General features: G+C 70.8%; 25 protein-coding genes and 1 riboswitch. Of the genes, 11 read left to right on the forward strand and 14 right to left on the reverse strand.

Annotation, left to right across the window (positions count from 1 at the left end; translation table 11 throughout):
• The first annotated feature begins 40 nt into the window (after positions 1 to 40).
• From H286_RS0100405 to H286_RS0100415, 3 genes are read left to right on the forward strand one after another with little or no spacing between them, the layout of a single operon-like run.
• Entirely contained in the window at positions 41 to 1,012 is a 972-nt protein-coding gene (locus tag H286_RS0100405; RefSeq protein ID WP_020096672.1) for a carbohydrate ABC transporter permease, read from the forward strand.
• Positions 1,009 to 1,971 carry a carbohydrate ABC transporter permease gene (locus H286_RS0100410; RefSeq protein WP_020096673.1) on the forward strand — a complete coding sequence of 321 codons (963 nt, stop codon included), beginning with the start codon at positions 1,009 to 1,011 and terminating at the stop codon, positions 1,969 to 1,971. Before H286_RS0100405 ends, H286_RS0100410 begins: the two co-directional genes overlap by 4 nt.
• A gap of 1 nt (position 1,972) precedes the next feature.
• A complete protein-coding gene (locus H286_RS0100415) occupies positions 1,973 to 2,875 on the forward strand; it encodes an ROK family protein (RefSeq protein ID WP_020096674.1) in 903 nt (300 codons plus the stop codon).
• 143 nt (positions 2,876 to 3,018) lie between these two features.
• Here H286_RS0100415 and nagA read toward each other — a convergent pair whose 3' ends face one another.
• Together nagA and H286_RS0100425 are read right to left on the reverse strand one after the other, a co-directional pair.
• Positions 3,019 to 4,152, reverse strand: coding sequence for an N-acetylglucosamine-6-phosphate deacetylase (gene nagA / locus H286_RS0100420; protein WP_020096675.1), 1,134 nt, complete (start codon positions 4,150 to 4,152; stop codon positions 3,019 to 3,021).
• A complete protein-coding gene (locus H286_RS0100425; RefSeq protein ID WP_020665405.1) occupies positions 4,140 to 5,618 on the reverse strand; it encodes a family 20 glycosylhydrolase in 1,479 nt (492 codons plus the stop codon). Before H286_RS0100425 ends, nagA begins: the two co-directional genes overlap by 13 nt.
• 67 nt (positions 5,619 to 5,685) lie before the next feature.
• Positions 5,686 to 5,769: riboswitch (ZMP/ZTP riboswitch) on the forward strand.
• Between the two features lie 38 nt (positions 5,770 to 5,807).
• On the opposite strand from H286_RS0100425, the gene glyA reads away from it, so the two are divergent.
• Both glyA and H286_RS0100435 read left to right on the forward strand, forming a co-directional pair.
• Positions 5,808 to 7,082 (forward strand): serine hydroxymethyltransferase, encoded by a 1,275-nt coding sequence (glyA, locus tag H286_RS0100430; protein WP_020096677.1) that lies wholly within the window; start codon positions 5,808 to 5,810, stop codon positions 7,080 to 7,082.
• A gap of 124 nt (positions 7,083 to 7,206) precedes the next feature.
• Positions 7,207 to 8,097, forward strand: a complete 891-nt coding sequence (locus tag H286_RS0100435) for a bifunctional methylenetetrahydrofolate dehydrogenase/methenyltetrahydrofolate cyclohydrolase (protein WP_020096678.1) — start codon at positions 7,207 to 7,209, stop codon at positions 8,095 to 8,097.
• 378 nt (positions 8,098 to 8,475) lie between these two features.
• Here H286_RS0100435 and H286_RS0100440 read toward each other — a convergent pair whose 3' ends face one another.
• From H286_RS0100440 to H286_RS0100450, 3 genes are read right to left on the reverse strand one after another with little or no spacing between them, the layout of a single operon-like run.
• Positions 8,476 to 9,210 carry an amino acid ABC transporter ATP-binding protein gene (locus H286_RS0100440; RefSeq protein WP_020096679.1) on the reverse strand — a complete coding sequence of 245 codons (735 nt, stop codon included), beginning with the start codon at positions 9,208 to 9,210 and terminating at the stop codon, positions 8,476 to 8,478.
• The gene (locus H286_RS0100445) at positions 9,207 to 10,052 is read right to left on the reverse strand and encodes an amino acid ABC transporter permease (RefSeq protein WP_018188840.1); all 846 of its coding nucleotides are present in this window, start codon (positions 10,050 to 10,052) and stop codon (positions 9,207 to 9,209) included. Before H286_RS0100445 ends, H286_RS0100440 begins: the two co-directional genes overlap by 4 nt.
• A 34-nt stretch (positions 10,053 to 10,086) precedes the next feature.
• Positions 10,087 to 10,947, reverse strand: a complete 861-nt coding sequence (locus H286_RS0100450; protein WP_020096680.1) for an ABC transporter substrate-binding protein — start codon at positions 10,945 to 10,947, stop codon at positions 10,087 to 10,089.
• 168 nt (positions 10,948 to 11,115) lie between these two features.
• On the opposite strand from H286_RS0100450, the gene H286_RS0100455 reads away from it, so the two are divergent.
• Positions 11,116 to 11,919 (forward strand): sugar nucleotide-binding protein, encoded by an 804-nt coding sequence (locus H286_RS0100455; protein ID WP_020096681.1) that lies wholly within the window; start codon positions 11,116 to 11,118, stop codon positions 11,917 to 11,919.
• 39 nt (positions 11,920 to 11,958) lie between these two features.
• Positions 11,959 to 12,927 carry a hypothetical protein gene (locus H286_RS0100460; RefSeq protein WP_020096682.1) on the forward strand — a complete coding sequence of 323 codons (969 nt, stop codon included), beginning with the start codon at positions 11,959 to 11,961 and terminating at the stop codon, positions 12,925 to 12,927.
• A gap of 15 nt (positions 12,928 to 12,942) precedes the next feature.
• Here the strand turns inward: H286_RS0100460 and H286_RS0100465 are convergent, their stop codons facing one another.
• The 6 genes from H286_RS0100465 to H286_RS0100490 are packed head-to-tail and all read right to left on the reverse strand — an operon-like array spanning position 12,943 to position 19,399.
• Positions 12,943 to 13,725 carry an aldolase/citrate lyase family protein gene (locus H286_RS0100465; RefSeq protein ID WP_020096683.1) on the reverse strand — a complete coding sequence of 261 codons (783 nt, stop codon included), beginning with the start codon at positions 13,723 to 13,725 and terminating at the stop codon, positions 12,943 to 12,945.
• On the reverse strand, positions 13,710 to 14,495 hold the full coding sequence (locus tag H286_RS0100470; protein ID WP_020096684.1) for a 2-keto-4-pentenoate hydratase: 786 nt from the start codon (positions 14,493 to 14,495) through the stop codon (positions 13,710 to 13,712). The genes H286_RS0100465 and H286_RS0100470 overlap by 16 nt, the downstream gene beginning before the upstream one ends.
• Positions 14,495 to 15,658, reverse strand: coding sequence for a 3,4-dihydroxyphenylacetate 2,3-dioxygenase (gene hpaD / locus H286_RS0100475; RefSeq protein WP_020096685.1), 1,164 nt, complete (start codon positions 15,656 to 15,658; stop codon positions 14,495 to 14,497). The genes H286_RS0100470 and hpaD overlap by 1 nt, the downstream gene beginning before the upstream one ends.
• Before the next feature lie 29 nt (positions 15,659 to 15,687).
• Positions 15,688 to 17,199, reverse strand: coding sequence for a 5-carboxymethyl-2-hydroxymuconate semialdehyde dehydrogenase (gene hpaE, locus H286_RS0100480; protein WP_020096686.1), 1,512 nt, complete (start codon positions 17,197 to 17,199; stop codon positions 15,688 to 15,690).
• Positions 17,200 to 17,222: 23 nt separating this feature from the next.
• Positions 17,223 to 17,906 (reverse strand): GntR family transcriptional regulator, encoded by a 684-nt coding sequence (locus tag H286_RS0100485; protein ID WP_020096687.1) that lies wholly within the window; start codon positions 17,904 to 17,906, stop codon positions 17,223 to 17,225.
• Positions 17,903 to 19,399: a fumarylacetoacetate hydrolase family protein gene (locus H286_RS0100490; protein WP_020096688.1), complete on the reverse strand. Its 1,497-nt coding sequence runs from the start codon at positions 19,397 to 19,399 to the stop codon at positions 17,903 to 17,905. Before H286_RS0100490 ends, H286_RS0100485 begins: the two co-directional genes overlap by 4 nt.
• Positions 19,400 to 19,502: 103 nt before the next feature.
• Between H286_RS0100490 and H286_RS0100495 the strand changes: the two genes are divergently transcribed.
• From H286_RS0100495 to H286_RS0100510, 4 genes are all read left to right on the forward strand, one after another.
• Complete coding sequence (locus H286_RS0100495) at positions 19,503 to 20,885, forward strand: MFS transporter (RefSeq protein ID WP_020096689.1); 1,383 nt, start codon at positions 19,503 to 19,505, stop codon at positions 20,883 to 20,885.
• A gap of 16 nt (positions 20,886 to 20,901) precedes the next feature.
• Entirely contained in the window at positions 20,902 to 22,782 is a 1,881-nt protein-coding gene (locus tag H286_RS0100500; RefSeq protein WP_020096690.1) for an FAD-dependent monooxygenase, read from the forward strand.
• A gap of 110 nt (positions 22,783 to 22,892) precedes the next feature.
• Positions 22,893 to 23,129, forward strand: a complete 237-nt coding sequence (locus H286_RS0100505; RefSeq protein WP_020096691.1) for a PLDc N-terminal domain-containing protein — start codon at positions 22,893 to 22,895, stop codon at positions 23,127 to 23,129.
• 78 nt (positions 23,130 to 23,207) lie between these two features.
• On the forward strand, positions 23,208 to 23,579 hold the full coding sequence (locus tag H286_RS0100510; protein WP_018188827.1) for a hypothetical protein: 372 nt from the start codon (positions 23,208 to 23,210) through the stop codon (positions 23,577 to 23,579).
• Positions 23,580 to 23,613: 34 nt separating this feature from the next.
• On the opposite strand, the gene H286_RS0100515 is transcribed toward H286_RS0100510, so the two are convergent.
• From H286_RS0100515 to H286_RS0100525, 3 genes are all read right to left on the reverse strand, one after another.
• Positions 23,614 to 24,027, reverse strand: a complete 414-nt coding sequence (locus H286_RS0100515) for a MarR family winged helix-turn-helix transcriptional regulator (protein WP_018188826.1) — start codon at positions 24,025 to 24,027, stop codon at positions 23,614 to 23,616.
• A 190-nt stretch (positions 24,028 to 24,217) separates the two neighbouring features.
• Positions 24,218 to 24,781: a hypothetical protein gene (locus H286_RS0100520; RefSeq protein WP_020096692.1), complete on the reverse strand. Its 564-nt coding sequence runs from the start codon at positions 24,779 to 24,781 to the stop codon at positions 24,218 to 24,220.
• 176 nt (positions 24,782 to 24,957) lie between these two features.
• Positions 24,958 to 26,616 carry a thiamine pyrophosphate-binding protein gene (locus H286_RS0100525; RefSeq protein WP_020096693.1) on the reverse strand — a complete coding sequence of 553 codons (1,659 nt, stop codon included), beginning with the start codon at positions 26,614 to 26,616 and terminating at the stop codon, positions 24,958 to 24,960.
• Positions 26,617 to 26,743: the final 127 nt, after the last annotated feature.

A 26,743-nucleotide genomic window follows, 5' to 3' on the forward strand; every position in this document is an offset into this window, starting at 1 on the left:
TCGCACCCCGGCTGCCCCCTCACCCTGCACGGAGACGATGATGTCCGGAACCCTCACACGCGCCGCCCCTCCGGCGCCGCCCCGCGATCGCCTCGCCACCGCGGCCCGCGAGCGCGGCCGACGTCGCAAGGACGGCGCGGCGGCGCTCACCCTGCTCGGCCCCTCCCTCGTCATCCTCGCGGTGATGGTCGGGTACCCCGCGGTCCTCATGGTCGTCCAGTCGTTCACCGACTACTCGATCCGCGACAAGGTGCAGGGGACTCTTCCCGACGTGGTCGGCCTGGACAACTACCTCGAGGTGTTCACCGCGTCCGACTTCCCGGCGGTGCTCGTGCGCAGCCTCGGGCTCATGCTCGTCATGACCGTGCTGATCGTCGGGCTCGGCGCACTCGTCGCGGTGCTCATGACACGACTCACCCGCGGCTGGCGCCTGCTGGTGTCGATCGGGCTGCTCCTCGCGTGGGCGATGCCGCCGCTGGCGGCGACCACCGTCTGGGGGTGGATCTTCGACGCGCAGTACGGCCTCGTGAACTGGCTGCTCAACTCCGTCACCGGGTCCACGGACTTCACGAACCACTCCTGGCTCCTCGACCCCTGGTCGTTCTTCGCCGTCCTCACGATCATCGTCGTGTGGCAGGGGGTCCCCTTCGCCGCCTTCACCCTCTATGCCGCGCTCGGGCAGGTTCCGGGCGAGGTCCTCGAGGCGGCGTCGCTCGACGGCGCGACCGGGCTGCAGCGGTTCCGCCTCGTGGTCTACCCGTACCTGCGGAACGTGGTGACCGTCGTCGTCGTCCTGCAGGTGATCTGGAACCTCCGGATCTTCACGCAGGTGTACACGCTGCAGCAGCGCGGTGGGCTCGTCTCGGAGACGAACGTCCTCGGCACCTACATCTTCCGTCAGGGGGTGGGCGAGTTCGGGGTGACCAGCGCGATCGGCGTACTCACCGTCATCCTCCTGCTCGCCCTGTCCTGGGGCTACGTCCGGACGACCCTCAAGGAGGAGGAGCTGTGAGCACGCAGATCACGCCTGCCGCGCAGCTGGCGACCGTCGGCGTCGACGAGGTCGCCGGCCGGGTCGGCGACGCGCGGACGCCCGTCGCGGGATCGCTCGCCGCACGGCGGCGTCGCCGCTCACCGCTCGGCCGCGTGGTGCTCAACGTCGCCGCGCTCGTCGTCTTCGCGTGCTCGGTGTTCCCCGTCTACTGGATGCTGAACATGTCGTTCACGAGCGGCGAATCGATCATCAGCCGTACGCCGAGCTTCCTGCCGCTGGACTTCACGCTCCGCAACTACGAGACGGCGTGGACGCGACCCGCAGCGCCCGGGCAGACCGATTTCGTGCACGGACTGATCAGTTCGGGTCTCGTCACGGTCGGCGTCCTCGTGGTCACCCTCCTCGTCGCGTTCCTCGCCTCGATCGCGGTCGCCCGCATCCGCTTCCGGGGACGCCGCTCGTTCATCGTCTCGGTCCTCATCGTGCAAATGATCCCGGGTGAGGCGATGATGTTCACGATCTACGGGATGATCGACGACTGGCGGCTCATGAACACGCTCGTGGGACTCGGCATCGTCTACATCGCCGCGGTCGTCCCGTTCACCATCTGGACCCTGCGCGGGTTCGTCGCGGGGGTCCCGGTCGACCTCGAGGAGGCGGCCATGATCGACGGGTGCACGCGGTCGCAGGCGTTCTGGAAGGTCACCTTCCCGCTCCTCGCTCCGGGCCTCGTCGCCACCGGCGTCTTTGCCTTCATCCAATCGTGGAACGAGTTCACGATGGCGCTCCTGCTGCTGCGGGGCCAGAACCTGACGCTGCCGCCGTGGCTCCTGTCGTTCCAGTCCGCGACCGAAGCGACCAACTGGGGCGCGGTGATGGCGGCATCCACCCTCATCTCCATCCCTGTCGTCGTCTTCTTCCTCATCGTGCAGGGGCGGATGTCGGGCGGGCTCGTCTCGGGCGCCGTAAAGGGCTGACATGCGCGTCGGAATCGACGTCGGCGGCACGAAGACGCTCGCCGTCGCGGTGGATGACGGCGGTCGCGTCGTCGCGACCGACCGCCGCGCGACCGGGCGGGGAGCCGAGGCCGTCGTCGACGGCATCTGCGCGGCCGTGCACGCCGTGCTCGGCGACGCGCCGCCGGGCCCGGTCGGAGTCGGCATGCCGGGGCAGGTCTCGCCCGGCGGCGTCGTCCGGCACGCGCTGAACCTCGGGATCGGGAGCGTCGACCTGGCCGAGGCCGTCGCCGCCCGGATCGGTGTGCGGCCCGTCGTCGAGAACGACGTGCGCGCCGCCGCCGTGGGCGCGGCCGCCCTCCTGCCGGCAACGGACTCGCTCGCCTACCTGAACCTCGGGACGGGCGTCGCCGCGGGGATCGTCCGGGCCGGGATGCCGTGGCGCGGTGCGCGTGGCGCCGCCGGCGAGATCGGGCACCTCAGCGTCGACCCCGCGGGGCCGGTCTGCCCCTGCGGGCAACGCGGATGCATCGAGGCGCTCGCCGGCGGCGCCGGGGTCGCCGCGCGGTGGGGGGAGCCGTCGCCGCTCCCCGTCGCCGAGGTGTTCGACTGCGCGGATGCGGGCGACCCGCTCGCCCGGTCGCTGCGGGCGGATCTGGTCCGTGGCGTGGCCGCCGCGGTGCAGGTGCTCGTGCTCACGGCCGACGTCGAGCTCGTCGTCCTCGGCGGCGGGGTGTCGCGTCTGGGTGAGCGGGTGTTCGCGCCGGTGCGCGCGGCGCTTCGGGCCGGGGCATCCGGGTCGGCCTTCCTCGCCTCGCTCGATCTGGCGGAACGGCTCGCCCCGGTGCCCGCGGGCGAGCCCGTCGGCGCGGTCGGTGCCGCACTGCTGGCGGGGTCGCCCGTCGGGGTCGCGCCGGGACTCTGATCGATGTGCTGGTCGGTATTCAGTCTCGACGCGAGTCCGCTGGGCGTGCGGGGGCGGATCCCCGGGCGTCAGCTCAGCGGCCGCACCGATCGGGACTGAATACCGAATGCGGCGTCTGACCGGCGATCGGAGGGAGCCGCGGCTCAGACCGTCCCGGAGAAGACCCGCCGCACGTGCAGATCGGCGCTCAGGAGCACCGCGTCGGCGACGGCGCCGACGGCGAGGGAGCCGAGCTCCGGCCGACCGATGGTGCGCGCCGGCGTCGCGGTGAGCGCGGCGACGGCGTCAGGCAGTGCCACACCCGCCGCGACGGCGGTGCGGAGCGCGGCATCCTGCGTCAGGGTGGAACCTGCGATCGTCCCGTCGGCCAAGCGCGCGACACCCGCGTCGACCGTGACCGACAGCGACCCGAGAAGGTAGGTCCCGTCCGCGGCGCCGGCGGCGGCCATCGCGTCGGTCACGAGCGCGATCCGGCCCGGGGCAGCGGCGAACAGCATCCGGATCACGTCGGGGTGCAGGTGCACGCCGTCGGCGATGACCTCGAGGGCCACGCGGGGGTCGCCGGTCGCGGCGCCGACCGGTCCCGGGGCGCGGTGGTGGAGTCCCGGCATCGCATTGAAGGCGTGGGTGAGGAGGGTGGCGCCTGCGTCGAACGCGCGGCGCGTGGCCTCGACGTCGGCATCGGTGTGGCCGACCGCGACGACGACGCCGGCCGCGGCGAACTGGGCGATCGCGTCGTGCCCGCCGGGCAGTTCGGGCGCGAGCGTCACCTGCACGAGCGAGCCGTGCGCCGCTTCGATCAGCGCGGCGACGGCCTCGGGCGTGGGGGTGAGGAGAAGGGCAGGATCGTGGGCACCGTGGTGCGCCGGGTCGAGGAACGGGCCCTCCAGGTGCGCGCCGAGGACCGAGGCATCCGCTTCCGCGAGCTCGGCGATCGCACCGAGACGGGTCGCGAGGTCGGCGGGGGAACCGGCGACCAGCGAGATGACGGCGCGCGTCGTACCGTGCGCGAGGTGCGCCGCCCGGGCGACGCGGATCGCCTCGATGCCGTCCTCGTGCGCGCGACCGCCTCCGCCGTGCCCGTGCAGGTCGACGAAACCGGGCGTGAGCACCGCGCCCGACGCATCGACGACCTCGTCGGCGCCGAGCGAGCGCCACGACTCCCCGGTGCCGGATGCCGCGACCCGTCCGGCCTCGATGCGGATCCACGCGTCCGGGGTGTCCGCGCCGGCGTCGATCAGCCGGGCGGAGTGGATGATGCGGGTCACGTCGTCCACGGGACCTCCGCGAGGGCGGGGAAGCGGATGCCGAGCGAAGTCCAGAGCGGCCCGAGCCCGCCGACCCGCGCGCGGAACGAGTCCCACGTGCGCTCGGGTCCGGTGGCGGCGGACCACGCGATCTCGGCTGCGGCCGCGATGCGCGGGAAGGCGAGTGCGTCGATGTCGGCGAGGCTCGCGACGGTCTCGGTCCACAGCGGAGCCTCGACGCCGAGGATCGCGTCCTCGGCGAGACCGTCGACGACGGCGGTCGGCTCCCACGAGTACGCGCGCTCGAGGCTCGTCGCGCCGTTCGCCCAGGTCAGACCCAGGGGTGCGTCGTCGGTCGGCTTCATGTCGAGGTAGATCGCGTCGGCGGGCGAGAGGATGACGCGGCCGCCGCGCTCGGCGAAGGCGCGGGCGTGCTGGGGCGCGGCATCCGTCGGCGTCGCGAAGCCCCAGTACTGGCCGATCGTGCCGGGAGCCAGGCCCGCGACGGCGCCGGCCTCATGCCAGGCGATCGGCGTCTTGCCGAGGTCGGCGATGACGGCGCTCGCACGCGTGACGAAGTGCGCGAAGTCCTCGGGCGTCGTCCCGTGGGACTCGTCACCGCCGAAGTGCAGCCAGGGTCCCGGGGTGAGCCCGGCGAGTTCGGCGAAGACGTCGCGCACGAAGGCATACGTCGCCTCGTCGTGGACGCGGAGCGACGAGAAGCCGACCGCGGTGCCGGTGTACGGCTCGCCCTCGACGGGGATCGCGCCTTCGGTGATGACGTCCGTGACCGGCGCCTCGGCGATCTCCGGGTAGGCGAGCGCGACGGCGTGCGTGTGCCCCGGCATGTCGAACTCGGGGACGACGGTCATGTGACGGGATGCCGCATACGCGACGATCTCGCGGTACTCGTCCTGCGTGTAGAAGCCTCCGGGAGCCCCGTCGACCGCGGTCGTCGAAGCCCTCTCGGTGAGCTCGGGACGCGAGCGCAGCTCGAGCCGCCAGCCCTGGTCGTCCGAGAGGTGCAGGTGCAGGACGTTGAGCTTCAGCGATGCGGCGCGGTCGATGTACGCCCGCACCGTGTCGACTCCGTGGAAGTGGCGCGCGACGTCGAGCATGACCCCGCGGTACGCGAACCGCGGGGCATCCGCGATGCGGACGGCCGGCACCACCCAGCGCTCGCCGTCACGACGGACGAGCTGGCCGAGCGTCTGCACGCCGGAGAAGAGGCCCGCGGCATCCGCTCCCGTGATCCGGATGCCGGTGGCCGCCGCCTCGAGGACGTACGACTCCGCGAGGCCGCCCTCCCGCACGTCGAGCACGATGCCGTCGCCGTCCGGCAGGTCGAGGCCCGTGCGTGCGGCGACGAGGGAGCGGAGGGCGGTCGCGGCATCCGTCTCGCCCGTCAGGCCGGCGCCGGAGAGGTCGAAGGCGGGCCCGTTCTGGACGGCGACGTCCGCGGGGAAGGGCACGAGGGGGAGGGGCACCGGAGCCACCGCCGTTCTGTAAGGTGTCCTAACAAAACCGATCGGGCCAGCCTATCAGCGGCCCCATCCGTTATGCTCGCAGTGTCGCGACTGGCGTTGAGGTGGGCTACCACCGGGGAGCGATTGACACGGCATTCGACCGCGCGCCTGGGCCGATGCGAGATTCCTCATCCCGAAAGCCGTCGTCAGGAGATCGTCATGACCGATTCGCTGTTCAACGCCCCCCTCTCCGAGGTCGATCCCGAGATCGCCGATGTGCTCGAGCGGGAGCTCGACCGTCAGCGTGGGTTCCTCGAGATGATCGCCTCCGAGAACTTCGTTCCCGTCTCGGTGCTGCAGTCGCAGGGCTCCGTCCTCACCAACAAGTACGCCGAGGGATACCCCGGCCGTCGCTACTACGGCGGCTGCGAGGTCGTCGACGTCGCCGAGGAGCTCGCGATCGAGCGCGCCAAGGCCCTCTTCGGCGCCGGGTTCGCCAACGTGCAGCCCCACTCGGGTGCGTCGGCCAACGCCGCCGTCCTGCACGCGATCGCCCGCCCCGGCGACACGCTGCTCGGCCTTTCGCTCGACCACGGCGGCCACCTCACGCACGGCATGAAGATCAACTTCTCGGGCCGTCTCTACAACATCGTCGCGTACGGCGTCGACGCCGAGACCTCGCTCGTCGACATGGACGAGGTCCGTCGCCTCGCGATCGAGCACAAGCCGAAGGTCATCATCGCCGGCTGGTCGGCCTACCCCCGTCAGCTCGACTTCGCCGCCTTCCGCGCGATCGCCGACGAGGTGGGCGCCCTCCTCTGGGTCGACATGGCGCACTTCGCCGGCCTCGTCGCCGCGGGCCTGCACCCGTCGCCCATCCCGCACGCGCACGTCGTCTCGACCACCGTGCACAAGACGATCGGCGGCCCCCGCTCGGGCCTCATCCTCTCGAACGACGCCGACATCGCCAAGAAGATCAACACCGCGGTCTTCCCCGGCCAGCAGGGCGGGCCCCTCATGCACGTGATCGCCGCGAAGGCGACCGCGTTCAAGCTCGCGATGACCCCGGAGTTCAAGGAACGTCAGGAGCGCACGCTCCGCGGAGCGGCGATCCTCGCCGACCGCCTCACCCAGGACGACGTCACGGGCGCCGGCATCGCGGTGCGCTCCGGCGGCACCGACGTGCACCTCGTGCTCGTCGACCTGCGCGACGCGGCGATCGACGGCAAGCAGGCCGAAGACTTGCTGCACGACATCCGGATCACGGTCAACCGCAACGCGGTCCCGAACGACCCGCGTCCGCCGATGGTCACCTCGGGGCTGCGGATCGGCACGCCGGCGCTCGCGACCCGCGGCTTCGGCGACGCCGAGTTCACCGAGGTCGCCGACGTCATCGCGCTCGCGCTGCTGCCGGGTGCCGACCACGAGGCGCTCCGCGCGCGCGTCGCGAAGCTCGCCGACGCGTTCCCGCTCTACCCCGGCCTCCAGCAGTGACCGCCGGCATCCGGCCCCTCCTCCGACCGCGAGACTGCACGCACGCCTCGAGACAGCGGTTTTTGACCGCAGTCTCGAGCTCCCCGCGCAGTCTCGCGGGCGAGGGGCGACGACAGGAGGCATCATGACCGCTCGGATCCTCGACGGTAAGGCCGCCTCGGCGGCGATCAAGACGGAGCTCGCAGAGCGCGTCGCGGTGCTGAAGGAGCACGGCGTGACGCCCGGCATCGCCACCGTCCTCGTGGGCGCGGACCCGGCATCCCAGCTCTACGTCGGGATGAAGCACCGCCAGTCCGAGGCGATCGGGATGAACTCGATCCAGCGCGAGCTGCCCGCCGACGCGACGCAGGAGCAGGTCGAAGCGCTGATCGACGAGCTCAACGCCGACCCCACCTGCCACGGGTACATCGTGCAGCTGCCGCTGCCGAAGCACCTCGACACCGACCGGATCCTCGAGCGGATCGATCCCGAGAAGGATGCCGACGGCCTCCACCCGACGAACCTCGGTCGCCTGGTGCTCAACGTCAACACCCCGATCACGTCGCCGCTGCCGTGCACGCCGCGCGGGGTCATCGAGCTGCTGGTGCGGAACGGCTACGACCTGGCCGGAAAGCACGTCGTCGTCGTCGGTCGCGGAGTTACGATCGGCCGATCGATCGGCCTGCTGCTCACGCGCCGCGAGTACAACGCGACCGTCACGCTCACCCACACCGGCACGACCGACCTCGGCGCGCACCTGCGCGAAGCCGATGTCATCGTCGCCGCGGCAGGTGTGAAGCACATCGTCACCGCTGAGCACGTGAAGCCGGGCGCCGCCGTCCTCGACGTCGGCGTCACGCGCGAGGACGACCCCGAGACCGGCAAGAGCCGCGTCTACGGCGACGTCCACCCGGATGTCACGGAGGTCGCGGGCTGGGTGTCGCCGAACCCCGGCGGCGTCGGCCCGATGACGGTCGCGCTCCTGATGACCAACGTCGTCGAGGTCGCCGAGCGCGCTGCGGGCCTGCGCGTCTGACGTGTGCTTGTAAACGAGGGATGCCGGGTGCCGCCCGGCATCCCTCGCCTTCGTTGACGGGCACCGCTCGCCTGTCGCGATGTGCGGTGGCGTGCGGCGTGTTGTGACGGGGGAAGCCCGCGGGGGCGCTGCCGTGATGCTCGCCTGTCGCAATGTGCGGTGGCGTGCGGCGTGTTGTGACAGGGGAAGCCCGCGGGGGCGCTGCCGTGATGCTCGCCTGTCGCAATGTGCGGTGGCGTGCGGCGTGTTGTGACAGGGGAAGTCCACCGGGGGCCCTGCGCCGGGGAAGCCCGCGGGGGCGCTGCGCCGCCGCTCGCCTGTCGCGATGTGCGATGGCGCGCGGCGAGTTGTGACAGGAGAAGCCGGCGGCCCGGCGCCTCAGGCGGTGAAGCGGGCGAGGAAGGCGCGGGTGCGGGCCTCCTGCGGATGCCGCAGCACGGACGACGGCGGGCCCTGCTCGACGATCGTGCCGGCGTCGAGGAACACGACGCGATCGGCGACGTCGCGCGCGAACGCCATCTCGTGCGTCGCCATCAGGATCGTCGCGCCCTCCGACGCCAGGTCACGGACGAGCTCGAGGACCTCGCCGACGAGCTCCGGGTCGAGCGCCGAGGTGATCTCGTCGAGGAGCAGCACCTCGGGGTCGGTCGCGATCGCGCGGGCGATGGCGACGCGCTGCTGCTGACCGCCCGACAGCCGGTCGGGGTGATCCTCCGCCTTGTCGGCGAGCCCGACGCGGGCCAGCAACTCGGCCGCGCGGGCTTCGGCGTCGCGGCGCGGCATCCGGTGCACCACGCGCGAGGCGAGCGTGACGTTGTCGAGCACGGACAGATGCGGGAAGAGGTTGAAGCTCTGGAACACGGCGCCCAGGCGCGCTCGCACGCGGTTGCCGTCGACCCGCGGGTCGGAGATGTCCTCGTCGCCGAGGAAGATCTGCCCGTCGTCGATGGGCTCCAGCAATCCCAGGCACCGCAGCAGCGTCGACTTGCCCGATCCGCTCGCGCCGATGAGCGCGACGACCTCGTGCGCACCGAGCGTCACATCGACGCCCTTCAGCACGTCCCGGTCACCGAAGGACTTGCGGATGCCGGTCGCCGTCAAGATCCCGCTCACAGCACCGATCCTGACTGCTCGCGCTCGCGGAGCCTCGCCGTGTACCAGTCCGTCAGGCGGATCGTGGGGATCGCCAGGAGGATGAAGAGGATGCCTGCCACGACGTACGGCGTGAAGTTGTAGGTCGTCGCGACGACGCCCTTCGCCCGCGCGATCGCGTCGAGGCCCGCGATGATCGAGATGAGCCCGACGTCCTTCTGCATCGAGATGAAGTCGTTCATGAGCGCGGGTGTCATCTTGCGGAGAGCCTGCGGCAAAACGACGCGGCGGAGCGTCTGCACATGGTTCAGGCCGAGCGCACGGGCGGCGAGGCGCTGAGAGGGGTGCACCGAGTCGATGCCGGCGCGGATCACCTCGGCGACGTAGGCCGAGTATGTGAGCGTGACGGCGAGGATGCCGAGGAACAGCTCGTCGATCCGCTCGCCGACGATCGTCGGCAGCCCGAACCCGACGAGGTAGAGCACGATGATGAACGGCAGCCCGCGGAACAGATCGGTGTAGCCCGCCGCCAGGGTCCGCACGGGAAAGAAGACCGGGCCCCGGAGAGTGCGCAGGAGTGCGATCACGAGCGCGACGCCGCCGACCGTGAAGATCGAGATGCCGAGCACCGTCAGGTTGAGGAGGAAGCCCTCCCACACCTTCGGCAGCGCCTCGATGGCGACAGCGGGGTCGAAGAAGGCCCGCTGGACCTTCGCCCAGCCCTCCGTGTTGATGACGAACGCCCACACGATCACCGCGAACGCGGCCGTCGAGAGGATCGCGATGAGCACGGACCGTCGCTCCCGCCCGCGCCGATAGGCGCGACGGTCGAGCTCGAGTGCGCTCGGGATGCTGGTACTCACGGATCGACGCTAGCGCGTCCTCACGGGCGCTTCGTCACTGGAGCTTCGTCACGCCTTCGGTGAGACCCGACAGCCATTCCTTCTCGAGCTCCGCCAGGGTGCCGTCCTCCCGGAGGGCGTCGACGGCCGCGCTCACCGCGGGGGTCAACGGCGAGTCCTTGGCGAGCAGCAGGCCCCACTGGTCCTCGACGCCGACCTTCGGGAGCTCGCCGACGATGAAGGAGTCGGTGATGTACGCGGTGACCGCGACGTAGGCGGTCGGGGTGTCGAGGACGACGGCATCCACCTGTCCGGCGCTGAGGGCCGCGGTGGCGTCCTCGTTCGAGTTGTAGAGCTTCGGGGTGAGCCCGAGGTCGAGCGCGTCGAGCGTCAGAGCGCTCGTCGAGTTCGCCATGGCGCCGATCGTGATGTCCTTGAGCCCGGCGAGGTCGGTCACGCCGTCGGCCTTGCCGCCCTTGAGGGCGATGATCGACTGGCTCGCGGAGTAGTACGGCGACGAGAAGTCGACGCCCTTCTTGCGGTCGTCGGTGATCGTGTACTGCTGCAGGTTCACGTCGAAGCTCTTGGGGCCGGGCGCGATCGCCGCCTCGAAGCTCGTGCGGACCCACTCGACGTCGTCCTTCGCGAAGCCGAGCTTGTCGGCGACGGCGTAGGCGACGGCGGCCTCGAAGCCCTTGCCCGACTCAGGCTTGTCGTCGTAGACGTAGGGCTCGTAGGCGGTCTCGCCGGTGGCGACGGTGAACTTGCCGGGGGTGACGTAATCGTCGGGCGAGGGAGTCGCACCGGCGGACGACCCGGCACCCGGGGCCGCGTTCGAGGCGCAGCCTCCGAGGAGGAGGGCGAGGGCCGCGGCGGACGCGACGAGTGCGGTGCGCAGGGCGGGACGACGGGACATGAGGGCCTCCGGGGGCGCCGAGGGTGCTCGGACGAGGGGGTCGGGTTGGCATCGCCGCGTGATCGCGGAGAGCCGCTGATCATTCTCGCGCGCAGACGGATGCCGCGGGTCCTGCGGCGACGCTTTGTTACACGCCCGTCACCCCAGGGCGATTGAGAGGATGGGGGGATGATCCCTGCGCGCACGCTCCTCATCGGTTCCGGTCGCATCGGAACGCGGGTGGCGGAGGAGCTCCGGCGCGCGGGCGGCGAGGTCGTCACGCTGCGGCGGTCGGCGGCATCCGATTCGGACGGCTGGCGACACATCGCCGCGGACCTGTCCCGGCCGCTCACCGAGTCGCTGCCGGCGGTCGACGCGGTCGTCGTGACGCTGCCGCCGGGCGAGGAGCAAGGTTTTCTCGCCGGCGCGATCGGCCGCGTCGCAGAAGCGTTGCCCGAGCGGCCGGCACGCACGATCTGGGTGTCGTCGACGCGGGTGTTCGAGGGGTACGGCGACGAGCGGCCGCTGGACGAGAACGACGAGCCGCGGCCGCGCAGCGATCGAGCCCAGCAGCTCGTCGACGGGGAGGAGCGCGCGGTCGAGCTGTTCGGCGCGACCATCCTGCGACCCGCGGGCATCTACGGACCGGGACGTGACCGGCTCATCCGCCAGGTGCTCGCCGGCACCCCGGTGGATCACGACCGCCGGACCAACCGCATCCACGAGACCGACGTCGTCCGCACGATCCTCACGCTGCTGCGGGCCGACGAGGTGCCCGCCGTCCTCCACGCCGTCGACCGGCGGCCGGCGACGCTCGGCGAGGTCGTGAGCTTCCTCGCCGAGCGCCTCGGCGTGCCGGTGCCGCCTCGCGGCGAACCCGCCGAGCGGCGCGGGACGATCCTCGACGGCACGCGCCTCACCGAGGTCGTCGACGGCCTCGCCTACCCGACGTTCGAGGACGGCTACGGAGAGATGCTCGCGCAGCGCGGCTGAGCCCTGGCGGATGTCGGCGGCCCGCGCGAAGATGCCGACATGACGCGCGCGCAGGAGATCCTCGACTGGCTGCGGGACTCGGACCCGTCACTGCGGTGGCAGGTAGAGCGGGATCTCCTGGGCGTGCCGCCCGAGCAGTGGGAGGTCACGCGGGCACGCGTGACCACCGAGGGGAACGGAGCCACGCTCCTCGCGCAGCAGGGGGAGGACGGGCAGTGGGAGGGCGGCGCGTACTTCCCGGCCGGGTTCTTCGGCAGCCCCGAGTCAGAGATGCCCGGCCAGCCGTGGACGGCCACGACCTGGACGCTCAAGGATCTGCGCGAGTGGGGAGTGCCGGCATCCGCTCTCGGGGACACCGCGGCGAAGCTCGACCGCAACAGCCGCTGGGAGTACGACGACCTGCCGTACTGGGGTGGGGAGGTGGACGTCTGCATCAACGCGTTCACGCTCGGGACGGGAGCGTGGCTCGGCGCCGACGTCTCGGCGCTCGCCGCATGGTTCCCCGAGCATCAGCTCGCCGACGCCGGCTGGAACTGCGAGGCCGAGGAGGGTGACTCGGTGCGCGGGTCGTTCCACTCGACGCTCAATGCCGTCCGCGGCATGCTCGCCTACGAGCAGTTCACCGGCGACACGGCGCTGCGCGACAGCCGGCACCGCGGCGAGGAGTACCTCCTCGAACGGCGCCTGGCGTACCGGCTGTCGACGGGAGAGGTCGTCGGCAGCTTCGTCACCGACTTCGTCTACCCCAACCGGCACCGCTACAGCGCGCTCGCGGCGCTCGATCATTTCCGGGATGCCGCTCTCCAGGCCGGCACCCCGCCGGACCCGCGGCTCGCCGAGGCGATCGAGATGGTCCGCGCGGCGCGGCACGCCGACGGCACGTGGCACCAGGGACGCACGCTCGAGGGCAGGCGCTGGTTCGACATCGACGCACCCGAGGGTCAGCCGTCGCGGTGGCTCACCTTCCTCGCGCTCCGGGTCCTCCAGTGGTGGGATGCCGCCCGCTGACGACCGCGCGGTGGCTCAGCCGCCGGCGCGACCCCATCGGGCCGCGAGCGCCTCGGACCCGCGGGCGAGGAGGGTGACGTCGGCGCCGACCAGCACGAAGGACGCGCCCTCGTCGAGGTAGCGTTGCGCGGCATCCGGATCGAAGGCGTTGACGCCCACGGGCTTTCCCGACGCACGGACGGCGGCGAACGCGTCGAGGACGGCTGCGACCACATCGGGATGCGTCTGCGCGCCGAGGAGCCCCATCGACGCCGCGAGGTCGCTCGGGCCGACGAAGACCCCGTCGATCCCGTCGACCGCGGCGATCTCGGCGGCGTTCCGGACACCCTCGACCGTCTCGACCTGCACGAACAGGGAGACGTGGCGGTCGGCGTCGGCGAGGTAGTCCTCGACGCGATTCCACCGGCCGGAGCGGGCGAGCGCGGACCCGACGCCGCGGCGTCCGTGCGGGGGATACCGCACCGCGGCGACGAGCTCCGCCGCCTGCGCCGCCGTGTCGACCATCGGCACGAGGATGTTCTGCGCGCCGATGTCGAGCACCTGCTTGATCGTCACGACGTCGCCGAACGGCACGCGCACCACCGCCGTCACGGGGGCGGCGGCGACGGCCTGCAGCTGCGCGAGCACCGACTCGAGCCCGTTCGGGGAGTGCTCCATGTCGATCAGCAGCCAGTCGAGGCCCGCGCCCGCGCAGATTTCGGCGACGAGCGGCGACCCGGAGCACACCCACATGCCGGCGAGGGGACGGTCGGCATCCGTCAGCGCTTCGCGGAACGTCGGGTTCAGATGAAACGGCATTCGATCACTCCCATCGGCCCATAGTCGCAGCGCACCTCGTCGCCCCGCGACACCCACACCGGCCGCGTGAACGAGCCGGCGAGGATGATCTCGCCCGCCTCGAGACGTGCGCCGTGCTGGTGGATCTTGTTGGCGAGCCACGCGACGCCCGTCGCGGGGTGGCCGAGGACACCCTGCGCGACACCGGTCTCCTCGATCTCGCCGTTGCGTGAGAGCACCCCCGGCACCCAGCGCAGGTCGATCTCGTCGGGGCGGCGGTGTTCGATGCCGAGAACCATTGCACCGTAGGCGGCGTTGTCGCTGATCGTGTCGACGATCGTGCGGCCCTCGAGTTCGATGTGCGAGTTCAGCACTTCGAGCGCGGGTACGGCGTAGTCGATCGCCGCGAGGGCGTCCTCGAGCGTGCAGTCGGGGCCTTCGAGCGGGCTCGCGAGGACGAAGGCGAGTTCGACCTCGATCCGGACGTTCGAGAAGTGGTCGACGGGGATGCTGTCGCCCGAGCGGTAGACGGTGTCGTCGAACATGACCCCGTAGTCGGGCTCGGTGATCCCCGTCGCCTGCTGCATCGCCTTGGAGGTCAGCCCGATCTTGCGACCGACGAGGCGCCGGCCCGACGCGACCATCCGGTCGCGCCAGACGCCTTGGATCGCGTAGGAGTCCTCGACCGTGGCCTCGGGGTGGCGTGCGGTGATCCGTGGGATGACGCCGTGCGTACGATCGGCCTCGGCGAGCTCGTCCGCGATGCGCGAGACGTCCTCGGTGGACAGCATCAGAGCTGGTTCCCGAGCTTGTACTCGCCCTGCTTCCACGAGGGCATCGCCTCGTCATCGCCCTCGCGGGTGTACGAGAAGCCGTCGGCGCCGATCGTGACCGCCATCTCGCTGCGGTCCTCCCGGGTGCGGACGGGCTGCGGGTTGCCGTCGAGGTCGAGCACGAGGGATGCCTCGGTGTACCAGGACGGGACGACGGGGTTGCCCCAGAAGTCGCGTCGCTGGTTGTCGTGCACGTCCCACGTGATGACCGGGTTGTCGGGGTCACCGGTGTAGTAGTCCTGCGTGTAGATCTCCACCCGGTGGCCGTCGGGGTCGCGCAGGTACAGGTAGAAGGCGTTCGAGACGCCGTGCCGGCCCGGTCCCCGCTCGATCGCGTCGGAGCGTCGCAGCGCGCCGAGCTTGTCGCAGATCGCGAGGATGTTGTGCTTCTCGTGCGTCGCGAAGGCGACGTGGTGCATGCGAGGCCCGTCGCCGCCGGTCGCGGCGGTGTCGTGCACGGTGGGCTTCCGCCGCATCCACGCCGCGTAGACCGTGCCGTCCTCGTCCTGGATGTCCTCGGTCACCCGGAACCCCAGGTCCTGGTAGTGGCGCACCGCGCGCGGGACGTCGGGCGTCACCTGGTTGAAGTGGTCGAGGCGGACGAGTTCGCCCGGGATCTGCAGGTCGTAGCGCCACGACAGCCGCTCGACGTGCTCGCTCTGGTGGAAGAACTCGTACGGGAACCCGAGGGGGTCCTCGACGCGCACCGAGTCGCCGATGCCCTTCGTGAACCCCTCGGGGCGGCGCTCGACGCGGCATCCGATCTCGCTGTAGAAGGCGACGGCCCGATCGAGGTCCTCGGGCGTGCGGACGCGGTACGAGAACGCGGCGACGGCGGCGACGGGCCCCTTCCGCAGCACGAGGTTGTGGTGGATGAACTCCTCCGTCGAACGGAGGTAGATCACGTCGTCGTCCTCCTCGGTGACGTGGAGCCCCAGGATGTCGACGTAGAACTGGCGGGATGCCGCGAGGTCGGTGACCACGAGGTCCATGTACGCGCAGCGCAGGATGTCGGGGGCGGGGGAGGTGGGCGTCCGCACCGGGTCGTCGGTGCGGATGGGGGCTTCTTGCGAGACGAAGAACCCGGAGGAGGTCTTGGTCATGCCGTCGCGGTGGCTCATGTCAGCGTCCTTGCTGGTCGTGGGCGGAGTCAGTTCTTGCCAAAGGTGGGGTTGTGGACCGCGCCGAGCGTGATGTGCACGGCCTGCTGGTCGGTGTAGAAGTCAATCGAGCGGTAACCGCCCTCGTGGCCGAGTCCGGAGGCTTTCACGCCGCCGAAGGGCGTACGCAGGTCGCGGACGTTGTTCGAGTTCAGCCACACCATGCCGGCCTCGACGGCCTGCGAGAAGTTGTGGGCTCGCTTCAGGTCGTTCGTCCACACGTAGGCGGCGAGACCGTATCTGGTGTCGTTGGCGAGGGCGAGGGCGTCGTCGTCGGTGTCGAACGGGGTGATCGCGACGACGGGACCGAAGATCTCCTCCTGGAAGATCCGCGCGGTCGGGGGCACATCGGCGAACACCGTCGGGGCGACGAAGTTGCCGTCGGCGAACCCCTCGGGGCGACCGCCGCCGGCGACGAGGCGACCTTCCCCCTTGCCGATCTCGACGTACGACATGACCTTGTCGTAGTGCTCGGGGTGCACGAGGGCACCGACCTCGGTGGCGGGATCGTGCGGAAAACCGACCTTCACGCGCTGCGCCTGGGCGGCGTAGCGCGCGACGAACTCGTCGTACACGTCGCGCTGTACGAGGATGCGGCTGCCTGCTGTGCAGCGCTCGCCGTTGAGGGAGAAGACCCCGAAGATCGTCGCGTCGATGGCGGCGTCGAGGTCGGCGTCGGCGAAGACGATCGCGGGGCTCTTGCCGCCGAGCTCCATCGACAGGCCCTTCAACCAGGGAGCGGCGTTGGCGAAGATGAGCTTGCCGGTCGAGCTCTCGCCGGTGAAGGAGATGAGCGGCACGTCGGGGTGCTTCACCAGCGCGTCGCCGGCGTCCTCGCCGAGGCCGTTGACGAGGTTGAAGACGCCCTGCGGGAGGCCGGCCTCTTCGAAGATCCCGGCCCAGAGCGATGCCGAGAGGGGAGTGAACTCGGCGGGCTTCAGCACGACCGTGTTGCCCGTGGCGAGGGCGGGACCGAGCTTCCAGGACTCGAGCATGAACGGCGTGTTCCACGGGGTGATGAGCCCCGCGACGCCGATCGGCTTGCGGTTGACGTAGTTGATCTGGCGACCGGGCACCTTGAACGTGTCGTCGGACTGGGCGACGATCAGGTCGGCGAAGAACCGGAAGTTCTCGGCGGCGCGACGGGCCTGGCCGAGCGCCTGCGTGATCGGCAGACCCGAGTCGAACGACTCGAGCTCCGCGAGCCGGGCGTCGCGCGACTCGACGATGTCGGCGATGCGGTGCAGGATGCGCGAGCGCTCGCGGGGCAGCATCTTCGGCCACGGGCCGTCGGTGAAGGCGCGGCGCGCGGCGGCGACCGCGGCATCCACATCGGCCTTCTTGCCGGCCGCGGCCTGCAGGTAGACCCGGTTCGTGACGGGGTCGAGGACGTCGAACGTGTCGCCGTCCACAGAGTCGACGAACGCACCGTCGATGTAGTGCTGGATGCGGGTGGGCAGGTCCGCGGGCGTGTGCGGCGCGGCCAGGGTGGGATCCGTCATGTCGTGCGTCCTTGCTCGATGGGTCAGAAGTTCGGCAGGCCGAGGGCCTGGTCGGGGTGTTCGTGGGTCATGTAGGCGTCGAGGGTCGCCGAGCGGTGCCGACGTGCGGCGTGCTCGATCTCGCTGAGCGGGGCGCTCCGCTCGATGAGCACGAGGATCTGCTCGTGCTCGCGGACCGACTCCTGCGCGCGACCCGGCACGAAGCTGAACGTGGAGTCACGGAGGTGCCCGAGCCGCGCCCACTCGACGTGGACGAGCTCCAGCATCCGCGGGTTCGCGCAGCGCTCGAAGAGGGTCGCGTGGAACTCCTGGTTCAACCGGGTGAAGGCGCGTGGGTCGAAGTGGTCGAGCGTCTCGATCATGAGCTCGTTGATGTCGCGCGCTCGCCGGACGTCGGACTCGGTGAGGGCGCGGGCGGACAGCGCGGTGGCGGTGCCCTCGAGGATCGACAGCGCCTGCATGCTGAAGCGGTACTGCGAGTCGTCGACCATCGCGACGCGCGCGCCGACGTTGCGCTCGAAGGTGACGAGACCCTCGGCCTCGAGCTGGCGGATCGCCTCGCGCACCGGGACGACGCTCATGTCGAGCTCGCCCGCGATGCTGCCGAGGACGAGGCGGTAACCGGGGGTGAACGCCTCGCTGACGATGCGCTCCTTGATCCACGCGTACGCCTGCTGCGACTTGCTCGGGGCCGCGACGTCGCTCATCGGGAGCCCCGTTCGGCTTCGTAGCGCGCCCGCCACGCGGCATTCATCGGGAAGAGCCCGTCGACCGGCTCGCCTTCCGCGACGCGGTCGGCGATCCACGCGTCCTCGTCCTCCTGCGCGAGGGCCGCGTCGGCGACCTCCTCGGCGAGCGCGGGCGGCAGCACGATGACGCCGTCGCGGTCGCCCACGATGATGTCGCCCGGCTGCACCGTCGTGCCGCCGCAGGCGATCGTGCCCCCGGCATCCCACGGCACGTGCTTGCGACCGAGGACCGCAGGGTGCGCGCCCGCGGTGTAGACCGGGATGCCGACCGCGGCGACGGCGGCCGCGTCGCGCACGCCGCCGTCGGTCACGATGCCGGCCGCGCCCTGCGCGTGCGCGCGGATCGCGAGGATGTCGCCGAGCGTGCCGGAACCGGCCTCGCCACGCGCCTCGATCACGATGACCTCGCCTTCGCGGACCGTGTCGAACGCGCGCTTCTGCGCGTTGTAGCCGCCGCCGTGGCTTCGGAACAGATCCTCGCGGTTCGGCACGAACCGGAGAGTGGCGGCGACGCCGACGAGCTTCGCATCGGGGTGGAGAGGGGCGACGCCGTCGATCGTGACGTTGTCGAGGCCGCGCTTTCGCAGCTGCTGCGACAGACCTGCGACGGGGACGCGCTCGAGCTTCGCGCGGAGATCGGGCGAGAGAGCGGATGCCGCGGCGAGCCCGGCGGCCTCGCGGGAGCCCCAGGCCTCTTCGCGCTGCGTGTCGTCGACCTGGGGGAGCGAGCCGAGTGCAGGGTCGAACGCGATGTCGGGGCCGTCGACGACGGTCGTCGTGAGTCGACCGGTGGTCGCCCCGGTGTCGGGGGCGTCGACCTCGACCTCGACGACGTCGCCGGGGACGATGACGGACGACCCCGCGGGCGTGCCGGTGAGGATGACGTCGCCGGGTTCGAGTGTGAAGTGCTGCGACAGGTCGGCGACGATCTGCGGGAGGGGGAAGAGGAGGTCGTCGGTGCTGCCGTCCTGGACGAGCTCCCCGTTCACCCAGGTGCGCACGCGCAGCCGGGTGGGATCGAGCCGGCGGGCGTCGAGGACGACGGGGCCGATCGGGGTGAAGCCGTCGCCGCTCTTGGAGCGGACGTTCGACCCCTTGTCGTTCGCCCGCAGGTCGTAGAGGCCGAGGTCGTTGGATGCCGTGACGCCGGCGACGTGCTCCCACGCCCGGGCAGCGCTGACGCGGCGGGCCGCCGTGCCGATGACGAGCGCGATCTCACCCTCGAAGGCGAGGAGCTCGGTTCCGACGGGCCGCTCGACCGTTCCGCCGGACGCCGCGACGGAGCCCGTGGACTTGAAGAAGTAGGACGGCGCCGCAGGCGTGCGTCCGCGTTGGGCGGCGCGCGACCGGTAGTTCAGATGGACGGCGACGATCGTGCCGGGGCGGCCCGGGAGGGCGGCGAAGCGCGGGTCCAGGGATGCGGCATCCGTCACCGTGTCATCGTTCTGCATTCCTGAGCTCCCTCGCTCTTGCGTCGTATCTCAAATCGTATATGATCGGGCTGCACCGGACAACCGGGAATCGACGAAGACGTCGGATGACACAGGAGTCAGCATGAGCACTTCCCCCACCCCTCGAGGGTTCACCCCCACCGGGACCATCGCGACCGCCGCGGACCGCCGCCGCGTCGTGTTCGCCACCGTCGTCGGCACCACCGTGGAGTGGTACGACTTCTTCATCTACGCGACCGCCGTCGGGCTCGTGTTCGGACAGCTCTTCTTCGCCCCGCTGGGCAAGGACAGCGTCCTCATCGGATTCGCGACGGTCGGTGTGAGCTTCCTCTTCCGGCCCCTCGGCGCGTTCCTCGCCGGCCACCTCGGTGACAAGTACGGCCGCAAGGTCGTGCTCATGTGGACGCTCATCCTGATGGGCCTGGCGACGGCGCTCATCGGCGTCCTGCCGAGCTACGAGTCCATCGGCCTCGCCGCGCCCATCCTCCTCGTGCTCCTGCGCATCCTGCAGGGCATCTCCGCCGGCGGCGAGTGGGGCGGCGCGGTGCTCATGGCCGTCGAGCACGCCCCCAAGACGCGCCGCGGCGCGTTCGGCGCCTCGCCGCAGATCGGCGTGCCGCTGGGCCTGCTGCTCGCATCGGGCGTCATGGCGCTCATGTCGGCGATCGCGCCGGGGGAGCAGTTCCTGCAGTGGGGCTGGCGCGTACCGTTCCTCCTCAGCGTCGTCCTCATCCTCGTCGGCTGGTACGTCCGTCGCCGCGTGGAGGAGAGCCCCGTCTTCCTCGAGCTCGCCGAGCGCAAGGAGCACAGTCGGATGCCGATCGTCGAGCTCTTCCGCAAGCACGCGGTGCTCGTGATCGTCGCCGCCTTCGTCTTCGCCGGGAACAACGCCGTCGGCTACATGACCACCGGCGGGTACATCCAGGGCTACGCCACGAACCCCGAAGGCCCCCTCGGCCTGGACCGCGGCCCGGTGCTGTGGGCGGTGACCGGGTCGGCCGTCACATGGCTGCTGTCGACGCTCGTCGCCGGTTTCGCCTCGGACCGGTTCGGGCGCCGCACGACGTACATCGCAGGGTGGATCATGCAGCTCGTGGGTGTGTTCACGCTCTTCCCGCTGGTCAACACGGGGAACGTCTTCGTCCTCTTCCTCGGGCTCGCGATCCTCACGATCGGTCTCGGTTTCACCTACGGCCCCCAAGCCGCGCTCTACGCAGAGCTCTTCCCCGCCTCGATCCGCTTCTCGGGCGTCTCGATCTCGTACGCGATCGGTGCGATCCTCGGCGGCGCGTTCGCCCCGACGATCGCGACCGCGCTCGTCGCCGCCTTCGGGTCGACCACCCCGGTCACTTGGTACCTGGCCGGCATGACCGTGCTCGGCCTCGTAGCGACGCTGCTGCTGCGCGACCGCAGCGGCATCCCACTCGACCCCGATCACGAAGCGGAGCAGTCGGTCAGTCCCGTCCGCGGTCTGACGCGCGCCTGACCGTTCGAGGAGAACCATGCAGTTCCACCACCACGGCTACGTCTCGGGCGATCCGCGGGTGCTGCCCGCCGCCGGCACCGGCGTCGACCGCCCCGAGGAGCTCCCCGACAAGACCGACGTGCTCATCGTCGGCTCGGGTCCGGCGGGGATGCTGTTGGCCGCCCAGATGTCGCAGTTCCCGCAGGTCTCGACACGTCTCATCGAGCGGCGCACCGGTCGGCTCGAACTGGGTCAGGCCGACGGCATCCAGCCGCGATCGGTGGAGACGTTCCAGGCGTTCGGGTTCGCCGAGCGGATCATCGCCGAGGCGTACAACATCGGCTACATGAACTTCTGGGGCCCCGACCCGGCCGACCCGAGCCGCATCCGCCGCACATCGCGGACCGATGACTACGGGCTGAAGATCAGCGAGTTCCCGCACCTGATCGTCAACCAGGCGCGCGTGCTCGACTACTTTGCCGAGGCCGCCGCCCACGGCCCCGGACGGATCGTGCCCGATTACGGCATCGAGTTCGTCGGCCTCGAGGTGCCCGAGGATGCCGCGGCCCCCGTCGCGGTCACGGTCCGCCACGTCGGCGGCCCCCGCGCGGGGGAGGAGCGCGTCATCCGGGCGCGGTACGTCGTCGGATGCGACGGTGCCCGGAGCGGTGTGCGACAGGCGATCGGGCGCGTGCACGTCGGCGATGCGTCGAAGCACGCCTGGGGCGTCATGGACGTGCTGGTCGACACCGATTTCCCCGACTGGCGCATCAAGTGCGCCATCAACAGCTCGGCGGGGAACATCCTCCACATCCCTCGCGAGGGCGGGTACCTCAGCCGCATGTACATCGACCTCGGCGCGGTCGCCGCGGACGACAACCACCGCGTCCGCGAGACCCCCATCGAAGAGGTCATCCGCCGCGCGAACGAGATCCTCCACCCCTACACGATCGATGTGAAACAGGTCGCCTGGCACAGCGTGTACGAGGTCGGACACCGTGTCACCGACGGATTCGACGACGTTCCCGAGGGCGTCGACCGCGATCCGCGGGTCTTCCTCACCGGCGACGCATGCCACACCCACAGCGCCAAGGCCGGGCAGGGCATGAACGTCTCGATGCAGGACGGGTTCAACCTGGGGTGGAAGCTCGGGCACGTGCTGACCGGGCTGGCCCCGGCATCCCTCCTCGCCACCTACGGCGCCGAGCGACGACCCGTCGCGCAGCAGCTGATCGACTTCGACAAGGAGTGGTCGTCGCTGATGGCGCGAAAGCCCGAGGAGATCACCGACCCTGAAGACCTCGCGACGTACTACCTCGCGACCGCCGAGTTCCCGTCGGGGTTCATGACGCACTACGGCGCCTCGGCGATCGTCGCAGGCGCCGAGCATCAGGACCTCGCGACGGGGTTCTCCGTCGGCAAGCGGCTGAAGTCCGCGGAGGTCGTCCGGGTCGCGGACGGCAACGTCGTGCACCTCGGTCACCATGCCAAGGCCGACGGGCGGTGGCGCGTGTACGCCTTCGCCGATGCGTCGGGCGAAGACCTCTCGGCCTGGGCGGAGTGGTTCGCCTCGGCATCCGGCCCGATCGCCCGGCACACGCCGGCCGGGGCCGATCCCGACGCCGTCTTCGACACGAAGGTGATCTACCCGCGGCGGTACGAGGACGTCGAGATGGCGGCGGTGCCCGCCGTGTTCCGACCCCACTCGGGGCCACTCGGGCTCATGGACTGGGAGAAGGTGTACGCGACCGGACCGTCGACCTGGACGGATGTCGACGTCTTCTCCGAGCGCGGGATCTCGCCGCGTGGCGCGGTCGTCGTCGTCCGCCCCGACCAGTACGTCGCCGCCGTCCTGCCGTTGACCGCCACCGCCGAGCTGGGGGAGTTCCTCGCCGGAGCCTTCCGCCCCGCCGGCTGACGCGTCGAGGTGCCGAGGCGTCGCAGATGGTCGCCTGCGCGGCATCCCGCCGACCATCTGCGACGTCTCGGCGCTCCCACCGTCGACTCGAGCACCGCTAGGGTCGGGGTGTGAGCGCCCTGAACCCGCTGGTCCCGTCCGGATACGACATCGTCTGGTCCGTCATCGCGCTGATCGCGGCCGTGCTCATGGTCGTCGCCCTGGTCTCGCTCATGCGGTCGACGCGGCGGTTGACCTCGAGGCAGGCGCTGGTGTGGGTCCTCGTGGTGCTGCTGGTCCCGGTGGCGGGTCCCGCCGCGTGGCTCGCGATCGGTCGACGAGCAGGGATGCCGCGCCGCGAGGCGTGAGTCGCGTTTCCGGAGCGCGATAATCGAGCGAGCGGTCTCGCCCCGGCATCGCCTGTATCACCTACCCGAGGACGACCCATGGTGTTCCACAGCAAGGCCACGCTCGAGCACTGGGTGGCCGAGTTCATCGAAGCCCGAAGCGCCGGGGAGGAAATCCGCGTCGTCGTGCAGGACGGGTCGGGCGGAGAGGACACCGGATTGGTTCTGATCCCGCTGGAGAACGCACCGAACCAGGTGTGGATCGAACCTCGCGACGAGGGCGACGATCTCAGTTGGCACGTGTTCATCCAACCCGCCGAGCGGACCCTGGAGCTGACCAGCTTCGAGCTCAACGCCCTCACGCACGAACTTCAGATCGCAGCCGAGCTGTGCGCCTTCCTCCAGGAGAAGTCCCTCGGGCACTCCGAGCCGGAACCCGCCGCGGAGACCGAGTCATCCTCGGCGGAGTGATCACCGCTCCGCAGAGCGCCTGCGAGGAACGAGGTCAGGCTGCGATGCTTCCCTCGACGGCATCGGTCACCACTTCGAGGAACGCTTCGATGTGGTTGATCTCGGACGGGCTGAGACGCTCCACGGCGGCCTCCATGAGCTCGTCCAACTCCTCGAACGTGGTGCGCATCTCCCGTTTGGCGAGCGGCGTCGCCGTGACCGAGACGGCCCGTCGGTCGCCGGCGACCTCGTGCCGCACGATCCGGCCGGTGCGTTCGAGCTTGTCGATCATGGCGGTCACCGATGCGGACGAGATCCCCAGATGCTGGATGAGCGCGTGGGGCCTCGCGGCGTGATCGCGCTGCTGCATCAGGAAACGGAGTGCCGCGAACTCGTTCTCGCTCATACCCAGTGAGCGCCGGGCGCGGGTCAGCATGTCGGACTCGGCCACGCGGTAGCGCCGCAACATGGCGAGGACTCTTCGGGCGTCGTGCCGCGCGACCCGAGGGGTCACATCGTTACCGTTCATCGCGCTCCACTCACGCCGCTTGGCTGAGGGCAACAGTAGTGCGCGCACCGCGCTTCTCCCCTCCCGTAGCGCGGGGCGGTGCCACGTGGTAGCCATCCCCGGGCAGGCCGCAGTCGAGGGCTCGATCGATTCAGGAAGGTATCGGAGCGGGTTCGGCGATCGATGTGAGCCCCCGAAGGTAGTGCGTTCCCACGAGCACCAGAGTGATGGTGCGAAGACGGTATCCCAGGGGCTCGTCGTGCCACGTTGCGTCCGGTCGCACTTCACGCATGTAAAGCCAGGGTGGGATGACTCCCTCGAGGACGCCGATCCACATCGCGTCGTACTTCTTGTTCCGTTCTACTCCGAACAGTTGCCCTGGACTCGCCAACGATGCGAGCAGGCCGGCCGTTGTGCCGAGCTCCACATCTCGGTCGCTTCGGGGTTGCGCAGGTGGCCACTCGGGCTGTGTGCGTGCGAATGCGGACTCGAAGGTCACATCGTCACGCACACGGTGAACCTCGCTGATCCGGATCGCAACGTGTCCGTCGAAAAATCCGCCATCCATCGTCTGATGAACGAGCACCCAACGCCTGCCGACGCTGACGATGAAGCCCTTGACCGTCTGCGACGGGCGGGACACGCGGTCGATGACGACGAGATCGGACCCGCCGATAGCTTCGCGGAGCTTGCGACGGATGGTCTTCTTGCGCACCTCGCCATCCTCGCCGAAGTCAGGACCTGCCGGAACCTCGTTCCGTCGTTGAGGAGCGCCCAGGCTTCATCCCGCCGCCACCGTTGCCGAGCCGACGCGAAGTGTCGTCTCATCGCCACGACGGGGACAGTTCGCGTCGGCTCGACGCTGCCCGGCTAGCCCTCCCCGGGCGAAGGTCACCGCCGCAGGTTCACCTGCAGGATCTCTTCCTGGTAGGGGGCGCGGACGTCGCCCGAGACCCGCAGGTCGAGCAGCAGGAACGGGCGCTCGTCGGCGGGGAGATCGCGCCAGCGCGCGAGTGCCTGCAGGTCGTCGAGCGTCCGCACGATGACCCCCTCCGCGCCGACGGCCCGCGCGAGCCCGGCGAAGTCGACCTCGGGGATCTCCATCGGCCCCCGCGCGAGACCCATGACCCCGTACAGGTGCACCTCGGCGCCGTACGCACCGTCGTTCCACACCACGGCGAGGCCGCGCCCGCGCGCCACCCGGACAGCCGACTCGAGGTCGGCGATCGCCATCAGGCCGCCGCCGTCGCCCGTCGTGAGGACGATCGTCGACTCGGGCCGCGCCCGCGCCGCGCCCGGTACCGACGGGAACCCGAGGCCGATCGACTGGTACGCCGTGCCGATCATCATCATCCGGTCGGGCGAGGCCACCGGCCAGAACATGTTGGCCCAGCCGATGAAGTGCCCGCCGTCCGAGACGACGACGCGATCCTCGGGCAGCAGTCCCGCGATCGCCGCGGCCACGCTCCGCGGGTCGAGTCGCCCGTCGGGCGCGAGAGCGTCGCCGACGTCGTAGGTCCGGAGCCCGGCGACATCGACCGCCTCCCGCCAGCCCGACGGCGTCACCTCGAGCTGCTCGAGCTCGTCGGCGATCGCGCGCGCCGCGAGGGCGGCATCCGCTCGCAGGTACCGGCCGACCTGCGGATGCGTCGCCGCGGCCGCCACGTCGACCTGCGCGATCGTGGCGCCCGGCGAGAAGAGCTCGCCGAAGCGCATCGTGAACTGGTTGAGCGACGCCCCGAACACGACGACGACGTCGGCCTCGCGGATCGCGGCCATCGCGCCTTCCGCCCCGAAACCGCCGGTGACGCCCAGGTCGTACTCGCCGCGCGGGAAGACGCCGCGGCCGAGTGCGGTGGATGCCGTCAGTGCCCCGACCGCGTCGGCGAGGCGTCCGAGCTGCTCACCGGCGCCCGCCGTCCACGCGCCGCGGCCGGCGAGGAGGAGGGGGCGTTCGGCTGCCGCGAGCGCGCGGACGACGGCGGACACCGTCGCGAGGGCGTGCGGGCCGGTCGGGGCGAGCGGGGCAGGGAGGACGGGATCGGGCGTGGCCGGGATCTCGCCCGCATCGCGCCCGCCCACGTCGTAGGGGATCGCGAGCACGACGGGGATGCGGAACGACAGGGCGTGCTCGATCGCGATGACCGTCGTGGCCGCGGCATCCGTCCGTCCCACCGTGTAGGTCCGGACCCCCACGGCCGACGCGAGCGAGAGCTGGTCGACGTCCCACGGTCGCGGGCCGGAGGTCGGCTCGTCACCGACGACGAGCACGAGCGGCACGCGCGCCTGCGCGGCCTCGGCGAGAGCGGTGAGGGTGTTCGTGAAGCCCGCCCCGTAGGTCGAGGTCGCCGCGGCGAGGCCGCCCCCGGCGCGGTAGTGAGCGTCGGCGGCGACGACACCGCCGGCTTCGTGCCGGACGGCGGTGAAGGTGACGTCATCCCGTCGTTCGAGGGCGTCGAGGACGAGCGCGTTGCCGTTGCCCATGACGCCGAAGACGTGATCGACGTGGGCGGCGAGGGCGGAGGCGACGTGGGCGGCGACGGTGGGCATGAGAGCTCCTGGAGACGATGACGACGGATGCCGTATATGTCTCGCGCTCCGCGACGATGCGGGTGGCTGCGTGCCCCTTTTCCGAGCACCAGGACCTTCGCGGTCCCGGACGGGATCAGTATAGGCG

It is taken from the genome of Microbacterium sp. 11MF (genome assembly GCF_000383475.1).
GTDB classification, from domain to species: Bacteria; Actinomycetota; Actinomycetes; order Actinomycetales; family Microbacteriaceae; genus Microbacterium; species Microbacterium aquilitoris.

What these genes read in the sequence shown, in the direction of transcription:
- H286_RS0100405 (WP_020096672.1), top strand. Translation starts at nt 41, where the DNA reads ATGTCCGGAACCCTCACACGCGCCGCCCCTCCGGCGCCGCCCCGCGAT.
- H286_RS0100415 (WP_020096674.1), top strand. Translation starts at nt 1,973, where the DNA reads ATGCGCGTCGGAATCGACGTCGGCGGCACGAAGACGCTCGCCGTCGCG.
- glyA (WP_020096677.1), top strand. Translation starts at nt 5,808, where the DNA reads ATGACCGATTCGCTGTTCAACGCCCCCCTCTCCGAGGTCGATCCCGAG.
- H286_RS0100435 (WP_020096678.1), top strand. Translation starts at nt 7,207, where the DNA reads ATGACCGCTCGGATCCTCGACGGTAAGGCCGCCTCGGCGGCGATCAAG.
- H286_RS0100450 (WP_020096680.1), bottom strand. Translation starts at nt 10,947, where the DNA reads ATGTCCCGTCGTCCCGCCCTGCGCACCGCACTCGTCGCGTCCGCCGCG.
- H286_RS0100455 (WP_020096681.1), top strand. Translation starts at nt 11,116, where the DNA reads ATGATCCCTGCGCGCACGCTCCTCATCGGTTCCGGTCGCATCGGAACG.
- H286_RS0100460 (WP_020096682.1), top strand. Translation starts at nt 11,959, where the DNA reads ATGACGCGCGCGCAGGAGATCCTCGACTGGCTGCGGGACTCGGACCCG.
- H286_RS0100465 (WP_020096683.1), bottom strand. Translation starts at nt 13,725, where the DNA reads ATGCCGTTTCATCTGAACCCGACGTTCCGCGAAGCGCTGACGGATGCC.
- H286_RS0100470 (WP_020096684.1), bottom strand. Translation starts at nt 14,495, where the DNA reads ATGCTGTCCACCGAGGACGTCTCGCGCATCGCGGACGAGCTCGCCGAG.
- hpaD (WP_020096685.1), bottom strand. Translation starts at nt 15,658, where the DNA reads ATGAGCCACCGCGACGGCATGACCAAGACCTCCTCCGGGTTCTTCGTC.
- hpaE (WP_020096686.1), bottom strand. Translation starts at nt 17,199, where the DNA reads ATGACGGATCCCACCCTGGCCGCGCCGCACACGCCCGCGGACCTGCCC.
- H286_RS0100485 (WP_020096687.1), bottom strand. Translation starts at nt 17,906, where the DNA reads ATGAGCGACGTCGCGGCCCCGAGCAAGTCGCAGCAGGCGTACGCGTGG.
- H286_RS0100490 (WP_020096688.1), bottom strand. Translation starts at nt 19,399, where the DNA reads ATGCAGAACGATGACACGGTGACGGATGCCGCATCCCTGGACCCGCGC.
- H286_RS0100495 (WP_020096689.1), top strand. Translation starts at nt 19,503, where the DNA reads ATGAGCACTTCCCCCACCCCTCGAGGGTTCACCCCCACCGGGACCATC.
- H286_RS0100500 (WP_020096690.1), top strand. Translation starts at nt 20,902, where the DNA reads ATGCAGTTCCACCACCACGGCTACGTCTCGGGCGATCCGCGGGTGCTG.
- H286_RS0100510 (WP_018188827.1), top strand. Translation starts at nt 23,208, where the DNA reads ATGGTGTTCCACAGCAAGGCCACGCTCGAGCACTGGGTGGCCGAGTTC.
- H286_RS0100515 (WP_018188826.1), bottom strand. Translation starts at nt 24,027, where the DNA reads ATGTTGCGGCGCTACCGCGTGGCCGAGTCCGACATGCTGACCCGCGCC.
- H286_RS0100525 (WP_020096693.1), bottom strand. Translation starts at nt 26,616, where the DNA reads ATGCCCACCGTCGCCGCCCACGTCGCCTCCGCCCTCGCCGCCCACGTC.